This is a genomic window from Pseudomonas sp. YJ42, assembly GCF_047225135.1.
GTDB lineage: Bacteria > Pseudomonadota > Gammaproteobacteria > Pseudomonadales > Pseudomonadaceae > Stutzerimonas > Stutzerimonas stutzeri_E.
Window position 1 is genome coordinate 4,650,157 of record NZ_CP178378.1, and the last position, 13,854, is coordinate 4,664,010.

Annotated in this window: 12 protein-coding genes and 1 pseudogene; 7 read left to right on the forward strand and 6 right to left on the reverse strand. The window is 60.6% G+C overall.

What is annotated here, in order from left to right:
• Nucleotides 1–85: 85 nt before the first annotated feature.
• Complete coding sequence (locus ACL0K2_RS21605; protein WP_413043397.1) at nt 86–2,533, reverse strand: acyl-CoA dehydrogenase; 2,448 nt, start codon at nt 2,531–2,533, stop codon at nt 86–88.
• 273 nt (nt 2,534–2,806) lie between these two features.
• Between ACL0K2_RS21605 and ACL0K2_RS21610 the strand changes: the two genes are divergently transcribed.
• The 3 genes from ACL0K2_RS21610 to queF all read left to right on the forward strand — a co-directional run bounded on the left by ACL0K2_RS21610 (nt 2,807) and on the right by queF (nt 5,460).
• Nucleotides 2,807–3,739, forward strand: coding sequence for an ABC transporter ATP-binding protein (locus ACL0K2_RS21610; RefSeq protein WP_045161407.1), 933 nt, complete (start codon nt 2,807–2,809; stop codon nt 3,737–3,739).
• Nucleotides 3,736–4,515 (forward strand): ABC transporter permease, encoded by a 780-nt coding sequence (locus ACL0K2_RS21615; RefSeq protein WP_045161408.1) that lies wholly within the window; start codon nt 3,736–3,738, stop codon nt 4,513–4,515. The genes ACL0K2_RS21610 and ACL0K2_RS21615 overlap by 4 nt, the downstream gene beginning before the upstream one ends.
• A 114-nt stretch (nt 4,516–4,629) precedes the next feature.
• Entirely contained in the window at nt 4,630–5,460 is an 831-nt protein-coding gene (gene queF / locus ACL0K2_RS21620; protein WP_045161409.1) for an NADPH-dependent 7-cyano-7-deazaguanine reductase QueF, read from the forward strand.
• Nucleotides 5,461–5,528: 68 nt separating this feature from the next.
• On the opposite strand, the gene ACL0K2_RS21625 is transcribed toward queF, so the two are convergent.
• The gene (locus ACL0K2_RS21625; RefSeq protein ID WP_045161410.1) at nt 5,529–5,795 is read right to left on the reverse strand and encodes a DUF4404 family protein; all 267 of its coding nucleotides are present in this window, start codon (nt 5,793–5,795) and stop codon (nt 5,529–5,531) included.
• A 218-nt stretch (nt 5,796–6,013) separates the two neighbouring features.
• Here ACL0K2_RS21625 and ACL0K2_RS21630 point away from each other — a divergent pair, with 218 nt between their 5' ends.
• Nucleotides 6,014–6,715: a VacJ family lipoprotein gene (locus ACL0K2_RS21630; protein WP_045161412.1), complete on the forward strand. Its 702-nt coding sequence runs from the start codon at nt 6,014–6,016 to the stop codon at nt 6,713–6,715.
• A 79-nt stretch (nt 6,716–6,794) separates the two neighbouring features.
• Here the strand turns inward: ACL0K2_RS21630 and ACL0K2_RS21635 are convergent, their stop codons facing one another.
• Nucleotides 6,795–7,094, reverse strand: a complete 300-nt coding sequence (locus ACL0K2_RS21635; RefSeq protein ID WP_239612004.1) for a PilZ domain-containing protein — start codon at nt 7,092–7,094, stop codon at nt 6,795–6,797.
• A 204-nt stretch (nt 7,095–7,298) separates the two neighbouring features.
• Here ACL0K2_RS21635 and rssB point away from each other — a divergent pair, with 204 nt between their 5' ends.
• Both rssB and rssC read left to right on the forward strand, forming a co-directional pair.
• Nucleotides 7,299–8,483 carry a two-component system response regulator RssB gene (gene rssB / locus ACL0K2_RS21640; RefSeq protein ID WP_045161414.1) on the forward strand — a complete coding sequence of 395 codons (1,185 nt, stop codon included), beginning with the start codon at nt 7,299–7,301 and terminating at the stop codon, nt 8,481–8,483.
• Entirely contained in the window at nt 8,480–8,962 is a 483-nt protein-coding gene (rssC, locus tag ACL0K2_RS21645; protein ID WP_025241276.1) for an anti-sigma factor antagonist RssC, read from the forward strand. Before rssB ends, rssC begins: the two co-directional genes overlap by 4 nt.
• On the opposite strand, the gene tal is transcribed toward rssC, so the two are convergent.
• On the reverse strand, nt 8,963–9,889 hold the full coding sequence (tal, locus tag ACL0K2_RS21650; RefSeq protein ID WP_413043398.1) for a transaldolase: 927 nt from the start codon (nt 9,887–9,889) through the stop codon (nt 8,963–8,965). It lies immediately after the preceding gene.
• Nucleotides 9,890–10,013: 124 nt separating this feature from the next.
• The gene (dusA, locus tag ACL0K2_RS21655; RefSeq protein ID WP_413044503.1) at nt 10,014–10,991 is read right to left on the reverse strand and encodes a tRNA dihydrouridine(20/20a) synthase DusA; all 978 of its coding nucleotides are present in this window, start codon (nt 10,989–10,991) and stop codon (nt 10,014–10,016) included.
• A gap of 523 nt (nt 10,992–11,514) precedes the next feature.
• Here dusA and ACL0K2_RS21660 point away from each other — a divergent pair.
• Nucleotides 11,515–13,665: an FAD-dependent oxidoreductase gene (locus ACL0K2_RS21660; protein WP_413043399.1), complete on the forward strand. Its 2,151-nt coding sequence runs from the start codon at nt 11,515–11,517 to the stop codon at nt 13,663–13,665.
• A gap of 11 nt (nt 13,666–13,676) precedes the next feature.
• Here the strand turns inward: ACL0K2_RS21660 and ACL0K2_RS21665 are convergent.
• A pseudogene (locus ACL0K2_RS21665) lies at nt 13,677–13,849 on the reverse strand (Rieske 2Fe-2S domain-containing protein); the annotation flags it as partial.
• Between the last annotated feature and the right edge of the window lie 5 nt (nt 13,850–13,854).

Genomic DNA, 13,854 nt, shown 5'->3' on the forward strand with positions numbered 1-13,854 from the left:
CGATGGAATGGCTGCCTTGCAAGGTGTCTACGGTGCGGTCCGCTGCGGCGTTACGGGGAGATTAGGCTCCCCGTGCGGTGATGGCTCAGCGGATTTTTCCGGGGCTCGGCTCCAGCTCCTCCTTGGCGAAGTCGTCGACGCTGATGACCTTGCGCCGCGCCGCTTCGGCGCGGGTCAGTAGCTGTGTTTCCTGCTCGTCGAGCACTCCGGCTGCCAGGGCCGCGCTGATCGGGTCTTGTCCGGCGGTGGGCTTGAATTCGCCTTTCTTGAGCGCCGCATGCAGCTTCTTCTGCAGCGGTTGCGCGCTAGCCAGTGTGTCGAAGGCGTCCCGCAGCGCGCCGAGGGCCTGATCGGTGCCCTGCGGGCGGTAGACCCCTTCGAGGATCTGCTCGAGAGCCGGGTCGCCTTCGGGACGTCCGAGGATAGCCGCCACCTCGGCTGCCAGCGCATCGGAAGGGCCTTTGTGCCGCGCGCCGAACGGGAAGATCAGGACCTGCAGCACACCGCCGAGCAAACGGTTGGGGAAGTTGGCCAATGTGCCGGCCAACGCCTGCTCCGCTTTGCACAAGCAATCCTCCAATGCCCAACGCAGCAGCGGTGCTTGCTCGGATGGATGGCCTAGGTCGTGATAGCGCTTGAGCGCGGCGGAGGCCAGATACAGATGGCTGAGCACGTCGCCGAGTCGTGCCGACAGGCGTTCGCGGCGCTTGAGTTCACCGCCCAGGAGCATCATGGAAAGGTCGGCGAGCATGGCGAAAGCGGCTGCAATACGGTCCAGCGCGCGGAAATACGGCCGGGTCAGGTCGGTGCCCGGTGCTTTGCCGAACAGGCCGAAGGTCAGCCCGAGCACCAACGTGCTGGCCGTGTTACTGACGGCGAAGCCGATGTGTTGCATCAGCAGGCTGTCGAATTTCTTCACCGCGGCGTCACGATCGGGTTCGTGAACCAGCTCCATCTCGCGCAGCACGAAGGGATGGCAGCGGATCGCGCCCTGGCCGAAGATCATCAGGTTGCGCGATAGGATGTTCGCGCCTTCGACGGTGATGGAGATCGGTGCCGAAAGCCACAGGCGGCCGAGGTAGTTGCTCGGTCCCATGATGATGCCCTTGCCGCCGTGAATATCCATGGCGTCGGTGACGCACTCGCGGCCACGTTCGGTCAGGTGGTATTTGAGGATGGCCGAGAGCACTGACGGCTTTTCGCCCAGGTCGACCGCATTGGCCGTCAGGATCCGGGCGCTGTCCATCAGCCAGGCGTTGCCGCCAATGCGGGCGAGGGGTTCCTGAATACCTTCGAATGCCGCCAGCGGCACGTTGAACTGCTCGCGAATCTGCGCATAGCGGCCACAGACGTAACTGCACGTCTTGGCGGCACTGGCACCGGTCGCCGGCAGCGAGATGGAACGACCGACGGACAGGCAGTTCATCAGCATCATCCAGCCTTTGCCGATCATGTCGCGTCCACCGATGATGGCTTCCAGCGGTACGAATACGTCCTTGCCCCAGTTCGGCCCGTTCATGAAGGCCGCGCCCAGCGGGAGATGACGGCGGCCGATCTCGACGCCGCCGGTGTCGGTTGGAATCAACGCCAGGCTGATGCCGAGTTCTTCCTCATCGCCGAGTAGATGCTCGGGATCGTAGGTCTTGAAGGCGACGCCCAGCAGCGTCGCGACCGGGCCGAGGGTGATGTAGCGTTTTTCCCAATTCAGGCGCAGGCCGATGACTTCTTCACCTTGCCATAGGCCTTTGCAGATCACGCCGCTGTCGTTCATCGCTCCGGCATCTGAACCGGCATAGGGGCCAGTCAGCGCGAAACAGGGGATGTCCGTGCCGTTGGCCAGGCGCGGCAGGTAATGGTTGCGCTGCTCCTCGGTACCGTAGTGCAGCAGCAGCTCGGCCGGGCCGAGCGAATTGGGCACCATCACGGTACTGGCGAGATCGCCGCTGCGGGTGGCCAGCTTCATCACGACCTGTGAGTGGGCAAAGGCTGAAAAGCCCTTGCCACCGTATTCCTTGGGAATGATCAGGGCGAAGAAGCCTTCGGCCTTGATGTAGTCCCAGGCTTCTTGCGGAAGGTCCAGACGCTGGCCGATGTCCCAGTCATTGACCATGGCGCACAGCGTTTCCGTGGGCCCGTCGATGAAGGCCTGTTCTTCCTCGGTGAGCGTCGCCTTGGGATAGCCGAGCAGGGTGTCCCAGTTGGGCCGACCGCTGAATAGCTCACCGTCCCACCAAACGCTACCGGCGTCGATGGCATCGCGTTCGGTGTCGGAAATCGGCGGTAGGACCTTCTTGAACCAGTCGAACATCGGACCGCTGAAATATTTGATGCGCAGGTCGGTGACCAGCAGCGGCACCGCGACGGCGATCAGCATGAGCCAGAGGATCAACATCAGCCAGGTCGGGGTTTCGTCGGCTGCGCCCATGAGCACCAAATACGCCGCAACGATGGCCAACGCGGGGACGGGTGAGACACGCAGATGGGCGATCACGGCGATGCCGAGCAGTAACACGAGCAACCAGAGCAGGGTCATGTGGTTTCCTTGTTCAGCGAATGGCGTCTTACTTGAGCATAGGCTCTGGATGTAACCCGGAAAAGAGACCGGTTGACGCGATGGGTATCAGATAATGACCGGAGCGGACAAGGCGAGTTCGGAATGACTGGAGTGGGGCACGGCGATCAGGATATCAGCCTCTGTGCTGGCGGTGGTTGCTCTCGTTCGTTCTGGTTGGAGTGATCCATCGGTTGCAATTGCGCCGCGGTGCCCTTATCTAATCTGAATCTCTCCGCGTTGTGTGCATTTTTTATGAGTACTGCTCTGTCCATTCGGCAGTTGACCAAGATTTACGGAAATGGCTTCGAGGCCCTCAAGGGTATCGACCTGGATGTGGCTGAAGGCGATTTCTTTGCATTGTTGGGCCCCAATGGCGCCGGAAAGTCCACCACCATCGGCATCCTTTCCACGCTGGTGAACAAGACGGGCGGAACGGTCAACGTGTTTGGCCATGATCTGGATCGCGATCCCTCCGGGCTCAAGCGTTGCCTGGGCGTGGTGCCGCAGGAATTCAATTTCAACCAGTTCGAAAAGGCGTTCGACATCCTCGTCACGCAGGCCGGCTACTACGGCATTCCATCCAAGGTGGCCAAGGAGCGTGCCGAGCAATATCTCAACCAGCTGGGCCTGTGGGACAAGCGCGATGTGTCTTCGCGCATGCTATCCGGTGGTATGAAGCGGCGTTTGATGATCGCCCGTGCGCTGATTCACCGGCCGCGTCTGCTGATCCTCGACGAGCCCACCGCTGGCGTGGATATTGAGTTGCGCCGTTCGATGTGGTCGTTCCTCACCGAGCTCAACCGCGAAGGCATCACCATCATTCTCACCACGCATTATCTGGAAGAGGCCGAGCAGCTGTGCCGCAATATCGGCATCATCGACCACGGCCAGATCGTCAAGAACACCAGCATGCGCGAGCTGCTCAAGCAGCTGCACGTCGAGACCTTCCTGCTGGACCTCAAGGAGTCGCAGCTCGTGCCGCCGGAGCTGGGCCATTACCCGGCGAGGTTGGTCGATCACCATACGCTTGAGGTACAGGTGGATAAAAGCCAAGGCGTCACCGACCTGTTTCGAATGCTCTCGGCCCAGGGCATCGAGGTGCTGAGCTTGCGCAACAAGACCAATCGGCTGGAGGAGTTGTTCGTTTCGATGGTGGAAAACAACCTGCCCAAGGTGGCCAAATGAACGCGGAATTCCGGCCCAATCTGGTTGCTCTGCAAACCATCGTCCATCGCGAGATTCGTCGTTACACGCGCATCTGGCCGCAGACCTTGCTGCCTCCCGCGATCACCATGGTGTTGTACTTCGTCATCTTCGGAAATCTGATCGGCGAACGGATCGGTGAGATGGGTGGTTTCACCTACATGGAATACATCGTGCCGGGGCTGATCATGATGTCGGTGATCACCAATTCCTACAGCAACGTGGTGTCGAGCTTTTTCAGCAGTAAATTCCAACGCTCTATCGAAGAACTGCTGGTTTCGCCGGTGTCGCCGCATGTGATTCTCATCGGTTTTGCGCTGGGCGGGATCACCCGCGGGCTAGCGGTTGCGTTGATCGTCACGTTGCTATCGATGTTCTTCACTGACCTGCAGGTCCATCATCTGGGCGTGACGCTGCTGGTGATCACGCTGACCTCGACGATCTTCGCTCTGGGCGGTTTCATCAACGCGGTGTTTGCGCGCAATTTCGATGACATCTCGATCATTCCGACCTTTGTGCTGACGCCCTTGACCTACCTGGGTGGTGTCTTCTATTCGATCACGCTGCTGTCGCCGTTCTGGCAGACCTTGTCGCTGGCCAACCCCATCCTGCATATGGTCAATGCGTTCCGCTACGGCATTCTCGGGGTATCGGACATCCGCATCGGGATCGCGATCAGCTTTATGGCGGTGGCTGCGGTAGTGATGTACCTGTGGTGCATCCGCTTGCTCAACAGCGGCCGTGGAATGCGTCAATAACTCATGAGGCTGGGCTCCCGCCTGGCCCGTGACGATGCCAGCGGGGGGATTGCGCGGTGATAAACGTGGCGGGAACCGATACACTTGCGGTCATTTTTCGTACAGGTTCCTTTCATGCAACACCCCGCCGAACTCTCGCCGCTGGGCAAGTCCAGCGCTTATGTCGCGACCTACAGCCCGGAGCAGCTATTTCCGATTCCCCGCGCGCCCAAGTGGGCTGAATTGGGGCTGACAGCCGACACCTTGCCCTATCGCGGCGTGGACATCTGGAATTGCTACGAGCTGTCCTGGCTGCTGCCGTCCGGCAAGCCCGTGGTCGCCATCGGTGAGTTCAGCATTCCAGCGGACTCGCCGAATATCATCGAATCCAAGTCGTTCAAGCTCTATCTGAACTCACTGAACCAGTCGGTGTTCGACAGCCGAGAGGCCCTTGTGGAGGTCATGACGAGGGATCTGTCGGCCGCGGCCGGCAAGCCGGTCGGCGTGCGCTTGCGGACGTTGGAGGAGGTTGCCCGGGAGGGGATTGCATCGCCGGCGGGGCGCTGCATCGATGAGTTGGATATCGCCATCGAACATTACGACTCGCCACGAGCCGATCTGTTGAGCTGTGACCCGGGCCGCCGGGTCGAGGAGTGCGTCTTCAGCCATTTGTTGAAATCCAACTGCCCTGTTACCGGTCAGCCAGATTGGGGGACGGTGGTCATCCAGTACCGTGGCGCGGCGCTGGATCACGGCAGTTTGCTTGCGTATCTGGTGAGCTTCCGCCAACACGCGGACTTTCATGAACAATGCGTGGAGCGCATCTTCCTCGACTTGCAGCGGTTGCTGACGCCGGAACAGCTGAGCGTCCATGCCCGCTATGTCCGCCGCGGTGGGCTGGATATCAACCCCTACCGCAGCACCGATTTCGACGCGCCGAGCAATGGACGGCTGGTCCGGCAATAACAGGCGAACGCTTGAGCGTGGTTCTCCACGCTCCTCGATGGCTTCGGGGTGGTTGGCTGCGTTTCCGCTCAGATTCCCATATTGGCCAACGTCTGCATGATGTTGCGCAATGTCATGGCGGTATTGGGATGGCTGACCTCGAAACGCTCCACCGCTAGGTTGACGCCATCGACCAGCGAGTCGTTCTGGTCCACCACGCCCTGGTTCGCCAGGCGAAGCTCGATGTCGTGGGCGATCGCCTGTAGCGATGCGCGCTCGTCTTCGGTCAGCGGTGTGTCCTGGGCCAGCTGACTACGCAACTCGGCAAGCTGCGACTGCAGATCATGTTCCGGCATATTGCATCCCTCTGTGGTTTCGGGGCGACGAGTCGCCAGCAATCGATAAATGAAGGGTAAACCAGCGGTTTGGCATTGTCTTTTCTTTGATGACACACAAAGCCGTGAAGTTCGTTGCCGTTCCGCATGTCCGGGCGCTGCCGGAAACGGATGGAAAGGATTTATACTGCTGCGCTTTGATGGGCAGACGCCACCATTCGAATAAGGGGAAGGCCGTGATGCGACTGATCGATAAGGACTGGATCGGATATTTCAGAATGACCCTCGTTGCGGCGCTGACGCTGGTTGGCGCTTCGTCTCTCCAGGCCGCTGAGGAAGATCCCTGGGAGGGCGTCAACCGTGTGGTGTTCAGGTTCAACGACACGCTCGACACCTATACCCTCAAGCCGCTTGCGCAGGGCTACCAGAAGGTCACGCCGAACTTTCTCGAAGACGGTATCGGCAACGTGTTCAGCAACCTTGGCGACGTGGTGGTGCTGACCAACGATTTGCTGCAAGGCAAAGTCCGTGATGCCGGCATCGACACGAGCCGCATCCTGTTCAATAGCACCTTCGGCGTGCTGGGCTTCTTTGACGTCGCGACCCGCATGGGCCTGCAGAAGAACGACGAGGACTTCGGCCAGACCCTGGGCGCCTGGGGGCTGGGCAGCGGCCCCTACGTCGTGCTGCCACTGCTTGGGCCGAGCACTGTGCGCGACGCGGCGGGGCGTGTACCCGATTCTTTCCTGCAGCCCTATCCCTACATGGATCACATCCCGACCCGCAACGTGACGCGCGCGGTGAACGTGGTTGACCTGCGCGCCGGTCTACTCTCGGCCGAGAAGATGATTACTGGCGACAAATACGTCTTCGTCCGCAATGCTTATTTGCAGAACCGTGAATTCCGCACAATGGACGGCCAGGTCGAAGACGACTTCTGATCGAGGCGGGCATCCTGGCCCGCTCTGTCAGCCCACGCATTGGGCCGTGGGGCCTGGAAATCATACATTCGTGACCCGCTTAGCTCATCGAAAGGATGGCCAGCCCCAGGCTCTGCCGCCCGTCTTCGTGGGTGTCGACCCGTACCACCTCGGTTTCCGCCTCCAGACCCTTCAGCTCCTTGTGTTCGGAAGGGATATGCACCTGAACCTTATCGCCGATTTGCAGGTGTGTCGCTGCAAGCACCTGCATGCCGGTGCTTGAAAGATCCTGGCCGATCGCGTCGTAGTGCTGCCCGTTATGGGTGAGGGTGATCGCGGTCTCGATCTGCATGCGGATGAAATCGCGTTTTTCGCTGTAGTCCCGATCACTCTGGGTCATTGTTTCGTCCTCTGAGTTCTGCTTGCGCTCGTTCTTATAACGCCCGCCAATTCGGCCTGTAAAGCACAGACGGAGCGGCGGTGCTCGGCTTGAAACGCAGTTCGTATGGGAGTACCGTCTGCGCCTTGAAAAGATCCCTTGCCCAGCGCCCGCGCGGGGCCGATGCTTTCGCCAATCATCCTGGCGATACCGCCTGGTAGGAACATGCACAACCCAAGCGCGACCCTGCTGATCATAGATGACGACGATGTGGTACGAGCCAGTTTGGCCGCCTATCTGGATGACAGTGGTTTCAAGGTCCTGCAGGCGCCCAATGGGCGGCGGGGCATGGAGCTGTTTGACGCCGAGCGTCCTGACTTGGTGATCTGCGATCTGCGTATGCCGCAGATGGATGGCCTGGAGCTGATCCGGCTGATCAGCGAGCGTCAGGTCGACCTTCCGGTTATCGTCGTGTCCGGCGCCGGTGTGATGAGCGATGCGGTGGAAGCCCTGCGTCTGGGTGCGGCCGATTACCTGATCAAGCCTCTCGAAGACCTGGCGATGCTGGAACATTCGGTTCGCCGGGCGCTCGATCGCTCACGCTTGCGCCTGGAGAACCGACGCTATCGTGAGCAGCTGGAAACGGCCAATCGCGATCTGCAGGCCAGCTTGCACCTGTTACAGGAAGATCAGGATGCTGGTCGCCAGGTACAGATGAACATGCTGCCGGTGACGCCGTGCAGCCTCGACGATTTCAACTTCGCCCATCAGATCATTCCGTCGCTTTACCTTTCCGGTGATTTCGTGGACTACTTTCGCGTCGACGAGCACCGCATCGGCTTCTATCTGGCCGACGTTTCTGGCCATGGAGCCTCTTCGGCATTCGTCACGGTCCTGCTGAAGTTCATGACCACGCGCTTGCTGTACGAGTCTCGGCGGGGCGGAACTCTGCGTGCGTTCAAGCCGTCCGAGGTGCTCGATCACATCAACCGTGGGCTGATCAACTGCAAGCTTGGCAAGCACGTGACGATGCTGGGTGGAGTGATCGACCAAGAGCGCAACGTGTTGCATTACAGCATCGGTGGGCACCTTCCGATGCCGGTGCTCTACACCGGCGAAAAGGCTAAATATCTCGAAGGGCGGGGCTTGCCGGTTGGCCTGTTCGTCGAGGCGACCTACGATAATTATGAAATCGAACTCCCGGAGTCGTTCAGCCTGACGCTGCTTTCCGATGGCATCCTGGACCTTTTGCCGGGCGACGCCCTCAAAGATAAGGAAGCAGGATTGCCCGGCCTGATTTGCGAAGCAGGCGGTACGCTGGAAGGACTTCAGCGAGTATTTGGCTTGGCCGATCTAGAGGATATGCCTGATGACATCGCGTTGCTGGTATTGAGCAGGAACCTTGCATGAGCACTGGTAAAATCCAGTTCGCTGAGCAGGACGGTACGTTCGTTCTCAAGTTCGTCGGCGAAATCCGCCTGACACTCTGCTCGGCGTTGGATGCAACGATCGAGAAGATTTTTTCGTCGCTGGATTTCTCATCGATTGTTATCGATCTCACCGAGAGCCGTAGCATCGACAGCACGACGCTTGGACTGCTGGCCAAACTCTCGATTCTCTCGCGACAGAAGGTCGGCATGTTGCCGACGCTGGTAACCACGCACGCCGACATCACCCGTCTGTTGCAGTCGATGGGCTTCGATCAGGTATTCAATATCGTCGACCAGCCGCTGCCATCGCCTGAACAGCTCGCTGATCTGCCGAGCCAGGACCAGTCGGAAGAAGTGGTGAAGAACAAGGTACTTGAGGCTCACCGCATCCTGATGAGCCTCAATGAATCCAATCGCGAGGCGTTTCGCGACCTCGTGACGGCGCTGGAACGCTCCTGATCAGCGCTTTGCCTTCAGCAGCGCCTCGAGCTTCTCCTGATCGCGCGCGAACTGGCGAATACCCTCGGCCAGTTTCTCTGTCGCCATCGGATCCTCATTCAATCCCCAGCGGAAGCCGTTTTCATCCAATGCGATGCGCGGCTCCGATGCGCGACCCGGCGAGAGCTTGCGCTCCAGCGGCCCTTCGTCCTGAGCCAGCTGGCTGAGCAGTTCGGGGCTGATCGTCAGGCGGTCGCAGCCCGCCAAGGCTTCGATTTGACCGGTATTACGGAAGCTCGCCCCCATCACCACGGTCTTGTAGCCGTGCGCCTTGTAATAGTCGTAGATACGGCTGACTGACTGCACGCCTGGGTCTTCATTGCCTGTGTAGTCTCGACCTTCGTTCTTCTTGTACCAGTCGTAGATGCGACCCACGAACGGCGAGATGAGAAACACACCGGCTTCGGCGCAGGCCACGGCCTGGGTAAAGCAGAACAGCAGGGTCAGATTGGTCTGGATGCCGGACTTTTCCAGGTGCTCGGCGGCACGGATACCTTCCCAGGTAGAGGCCAGCTTGATCAGTACGCGATCACGGGATACGCCGGCCTGCTCATACAGACCGATCAGGCGCTCGCCGCGCTGGACCATCGCTTCGGTATCGAAGGAAAGCCGTGCATCGACCTCGGTGGAAATGCGCCCGGGAATCAGCTTGAGCACTTCCTGGCCGACCGCAACGGCAAACAGATCGCAGCCCAGACCGATATCGCCAGCGCAGCGCGATATTGCTGAGTGCAGATGTTCGGCGTAGCGGGGCAGGGCAGCGGCCTTGAGCAGCAGCGATGGGTTGGTGGTGGCGTCTACCGGTTGCAGACGGGCAATGGCATCGAGATCGCCAGTGTCGGCGACAACGGTGGTGAACTGCTTGAGGTGTTCCAGCTTGGATGTCATGGGGGCGCTCTATCCTCTGAGTTGGCATGACCTTAACCCGAGGCCACCGAGCCGCTCAATAAGCGGATGGTTCGGGCGGACTGCACTTGGATTGAAAATGTACCCGGGTGTTCCTTGAATATTATCAGTGGCCTTCGAGCAGGCTGGTCGCCTGATCCAGCAGGGCCAAAGGCTCTTTGGCTTTGTGGATATCGACTGAGAGCAGTTGGCGAAAACGCCGTGCGCCGGGGAAGCCTTGGCCGAGGCCCAATACATGACGAGTGACGTGATGCATCGAACCGCCAGCATCTAAATGTCGCTGAATATAGGGTCGCATCCGCCGCAGCGCATCGGCGCGGCTGATGACAGGTTCCTGGCTGTTGAATAACCGGGCGTCCACCTGCGCTAGCAGATAGGGGTTGTGATATGCCTCGCGGCCGAGCATCACGCCATCGAAGCGTTGCAGATGCGCTTCGCATTCATCCAGTGTTTTGATCCCGCCGTTGAGGATGATTTCCAGATCCGGGAAATCCTCTTTGAGCTGGCCCGCGACGTCATAACGCAGGGGCGGGACTTCGCGATTTTCCTTTGGCGACAGCCCTTCGAGAATGGCAATTCGCGCATGCACGGTAAAGCTGCGGCAGCCAGCCTCGTGTACCTGGCCAACGAAATCGCAGAGCTCGGCATAGCTGTCGCGTCCGTTGATGCCGATTCGGTGCTTGACCGTTACCTCGATCCCGACGGCATCTCGCATCGCCTTTACGCAGTCGGCGACCAATGCCGGATGCCCCATGAGGCAGGCACCGATCAGATTGTTTTGCACGCGGTCACTGGGGCAGCCGACGTTGAGGTTCACTTCGTCGTAATTCGCCGCTTCGGCCATTTTCGCGCAGGCCGCCAGTTCCGCCGGTACACTCCCGCCGAGCTGTAGCGCGAGGGGGTACTCCACCTCGTCGTGACGCAGAAAGCGCTCGGCATCGCCATTGATCAGCGCGCCGGTGGTAACCATTTCGGTGTAGAGCAGGGCATGGCGGGAAAGCTGCCTCAGAAAATACCGGCAATGTCTGTCTGTCCAATCCATCATCGGTGCCACGGAGAAGCGACGGGACGGTGAGGGGCGCATGGTTGCCAGGTTTGGTGCAGATGTCAGCAGCATAGTCGATGTCTTTAGTCGGCCTGTCGGCCTGTTTCGCCCGTTGTTGCCTCTCGTGCACTGGGGTGCGGCTGTGTCGCAACGGAGCTGTGATGGGGACCCATGACGGCACGGCCGCTTAAAGGCGGCGGTATCGGATACATCGCGCCGATCAGGTCAAGCGCGAGGGTCGGCTAGTTTATCAAGAAAGTCTCATTGCATTGGCAGACGTCGCTCTGGCCGCCAACGACCAGACGGCCGGCAATGCGGCATCGGGATCTCGCAGTGCATTTGATCAATGCATGCAACTCCGGCTGGCACTGTCTCGCCAGGACCGCATCGTCTGTTAGGCCGTTGTGCTCGCATGCTGACCCCTATCGGAACGTCTAGGCGCGTCAAAGCTCCAATGCGTGAGCCATGAGAGCGCTTCATCGATGCATTTCTTCAGCAGTACCGCCAGTCTCCATTACGCCCTGTCTCAATTCGCGTCTGCTCCGTCGAGGACCGGGCGCGGATGAAAGTCAGTCGACTCATAATCCTGGCCATGCTCATCGCGGCGGTGGCGTGCTTTTTCATCTTCGATCTCGGCGAATACCTCACCCTCGAATCGATCAAATCGCACAGCGGTGCCTTGCATGGGCAGGTGCAGGCCCATCCGTGGTGGGCCCGTGGGACGTTCTTCGCTGTCTACGTCGCGCTGACTGCACTGTCGTTTCCAGGCACGGTAGTGCTGACGTTGCTCGCCGGTGCCCTGTTCGGGCTGTTGGAAGGCACGCTGCTGGTGTCCTTCGCGTCGAATGTCGGTGCGGTAATGGCGATGCTGATCAGCCGCTTCATGCTGCGCGACTGGATACAGAAACGCTTCGGCTCGCAGATCACTGGAATCAACAAGGGGCTGGCGCGTGAGGGCACCTTCTATCTGGTCTCGCTGCGGCTGATTCCCCTGGTGCCTTTTGTGCTGTTGAACCCGGCGCTAGGCCTGACCCGGGTAAGCATCTGGACGTTCTGGTGGACCACCCAGCTGGGTATGTTGCCGGGCAATGCCATCTACGTGAACGCCGGGCAGCAGTTGGTCCGGCTGCAATCGCTGTCCGGTATTCTGTCGCCGAGCATGATCGGTACGCTCGTGCTGCTGGCTGTGTTTCCGTTGCTGGCCACTCGGCTGCTGACGCTGTACAAGGCGCGCCAGGCGTACCGCGGCTGGCACAAGCCGAAATGCTTCGAGCGCAATCTGGTCGTGATCGGTGGCGGTACCGGCGGGCTGGCGACGGCGCGGATCGCCGCTTCCATGAAAGCGCGAGTGAGTCTGTTCGAGCGGCAGCGTCTGGGTGGCGTGGCGGTGCACGAAGGCAGCGTGCCGGCCAGGGCGTTGAGTCGCTCGGCAAATCTCACCCACGCGCTACGCCAAGGTCAGCGGCAGGAGAGCGGACAACGAGTCGAGGCGGCGGATTTCGCTGAGGTAATGGGTCGGGTGAGGCGGCTCGCCGATAAGGCGATGGGATGCCCTTCGGCCGAACATTACACTCGCCTGGGAGTGGAAGTTGTCATGGCCGAGGCCAGGTTGAGCTCGCCATGGACGGTCGAGGTGGAAGGCCGCACCCTGACCAGCCGCGCCATTATCATCGCCACCGGCAGCCGGCCGTGGATCCCGCCGATTCCCGGCCTTGACGCGGTGGAGCCGCTGACCTGCGATACTCTCTGGAGTCTGCACGAGCGCCCCGAGAGGCTGCTGATACTGGGCAACGGGGCTGGCGCCTGCGAGTTCGCCCAGGCTTTCCAGCGGCTAGGTTGCCAGGTCACTTTGGCCAGCGAGCGCGAGGCTTTGCTCGAGCAGGAAGATGCGGAAGCGGCACAGGCCGTGACCGCCGCATTGAATGCCGATGGTGTCGAATTGCGGCTCGGCTTGTCGCCGCTGCGCGTCGAGGTGGTCGAGGGCGAGCGCCGCCTGATCTGCGGTGCGAGAGACGAGGGCGAGCTGGCGCTGCCGTTCGATCGCGTGTTGCTGGCGCTGGGGCAAAGCGCCGATGTCGAGGGGCTAGGGCTGGACGCGTTGGGTCTGCGCTGCGGAGATGATGGCAGTCTCGAGGTCGATGAATACCTGGCGACCCGCTATCCGAACATCTATGCGGTAGGCAGCGTTGCTGGGCCGTATGGCGCGCCTCATGTGGCTGAGCATCAGGCCTGGTACGCCGCGGTCAATGCTTTGTTCGGCGGACTCAGGCGGTTCGCGGTTAGCGAGCGGGTCATACCGCATGCTGTCTTCACCGCCCCTGAGATTGCGTCGGTGGGGCTGACCGAGGCCGAGGCCCGAACGCTTGGGATAGAGTTCGACGTGATCCGGCTGGACCTGGGATCGCTGGCTGGTGCAGTCGCCGAAGGCACCGGTGAAGGCTTCGTCAAGGTGCTCACCGAACCGGGCGAGGATCGCATCCTTGGGGTCACCATCGTTGGCGAGCAGGCCAGCGAGACTCTGGCCGGATTCGTCGTGGCGATGAAGCACAAGCTCGGGCTGAACAAGCTTGCCGAGACCGTACAGCTCGGGGCCACGTTGGGTGAGGCCAGCCGGGTAGTGGCCGAAGCCTGGCGGCAGCAGCGCCGGCCGGCACGTACACTCGGCTGGGCCGAGCGTTTTAATCGATGGCGACTCGGAGGCAGTCGGCGTTGAACGGCGCCAGCTTAATGAGAACACCAGATCTGTCGTTTGCTCAGGGACTCATGGGCTGAGCCGTGAATCACTTCGCCGTCGAGCTGGAAATCGAGCCATGGCAGGGACAGTCCCAGGTGCGGTCGGCATTGTTCCAGGTCACGGTACAGCCCATGTGCGTGCAGGCCGCGGATACACCGTGCAGCCTTA

Excerpts from the sequence above, each read along its gene's own strand:
- ACL0K2_RS21605 (WP_413043397.1), bottom strand. The coding sequence starts at position 2,533 with ATGACCCTGCTCTGGTTGCTCGTGTTACTGCTCGGCATCGCCGTGATC.
- ACL0K2_RS21610 (WP_045161407.1), top strand. The coding sequence starts at position 2,807 with ATGAGTACTGCTCTGTCCATTCGGCAGTTGACCAAGATTTACGGAAAT.
- ACL0K2_RS21615 (WP_045161408.1), top strand. The coding sequence starts at position 3,736 with ATGAACGCGGAATTCCGGCCCAATCTGGTTGCTCTGCAAACCATCGTC.
- queF (WP_045161409.1), top strand. The coding sequence starts at position 4,630 with ATGCAACACCCCGCCGAACTCTCGCCGCTGGGCAAGTCCAGCGCTTAT.
- ACL0K2_RS21625 (WP_045161410.1), bottom strand. The coding sequence starts at position 5,795 with ATGCCGGAACATGATCTGCAGTCGCAGCTTGCCGAGTTGCGTAGTCAG.
- ACL0K2_RS21630 (WP_045161412.1), top strand. The coding sequence starts at position 6,014 with ATGCGACTGATCGATAAGGACTGGATCGGATATTTCAGAATGACCCTC.
- ACL0K2_RS21635 (WP_239612004.1), bottom strand. The coding sequence starts at position 7,094 with ATGACCCAGAGTGATCGGGACTACAGCGAAAAACGCGATTTCATCCGC.
- rssB (WP_045161414.1), top strand. The coding sequence starts at position 7,299 with ATGCACAACCCAAGCGCGACCCTGCTGATCATAGATGACGACGATGTG.
- rssC (WP_025241276.1), top strand. The coding sequence starts at position 8,480 with ATGAGCACTGGTAAAATCCAGTTCGCTGAGCAGGACGGTACGTTCGTT.
- tal (WP_413043398.1), bottom strand. The coding sequence starts at position 9,889 with ATGACATCCAAGCTGGAACACCTCAAGCAGTTCACCACCGTTGTCGCC.
- dusA (WP_413044503.1), bottom strand. The coding sequence starts at position 10,991 with ATGCGCCCCTCACCGTCCCGTCGCTTCTCCGTGGCACCGATGATGGAT.
- ACL0K2_RS21660 (WP_413043399.1), top strand. The coding sequence starts at position 11,515 with ATGAAAGTCAGTCGACTCATAATCCTGGCCATGCTCATCGCGGCGGTG.